The following is a 366-nucleotide window of genomic DNA, read 5'->3' as shown; positions in this document are numbered from 1 at the left end:
AACCATATATCAATATGGTGCATTCGAACCTTGGCACGACTAAAAAAGGGGCTGATTCGCCCCTTCAGGCAGGCCCGCCCCGGGTATTAACCAGCCGCTTGTAATAAAGTGACGGAGCATTGAAGTTGAACAGATACCCGACCTGCAAACTTGAGAGCTTGAGGTAATTGTATAGCTGCGATTCCATACCGGAAGTAACCTGTGAGACAGCTTTAAGCTCGATGAGGATAGCATTGTTTACAACCATGTCCGCCCTGAAGGTGCCGACGGACTGCCTCCGATAAAAAACCGGGAAGGCCGCCTGCTGTACGACGGAAAGCCCCTGGGCCTGGAGCTCCAGCATGTACGCCCGCTGATAAACCTTTT

1 protein-coding gene is annotated in these 366 nt (G+C 51.6%); it reads right to left on the bottom strand.

Annotation, left to right across the window (positions count from 1 at the left end):
* Positions 1–64 precede the first annotated feature (64 nt).
* The coding region (locus tag B4O97_RS19170) for a GxxExxY protein (RefSeq protein WP_083053120.1) at positions 65–366 on the bottom strand (302 nt) is incomplete at its 5' end.

This window comes from Marispirochaeta aestuarii (genome assembly GCF_002087085.1).
Classification (GTDB): Bacteria; Spirochaetota; Spirochaetia; order JC444; family Marispirochaetaceae; genus Marispirochaeta; species Marispirochaeta aestuarii.
The sequence above is the reverse complement of the archived record's forward strand: the minus strand, read 5'-3'. Positions and strand labels throughout refer to the sequence as shown.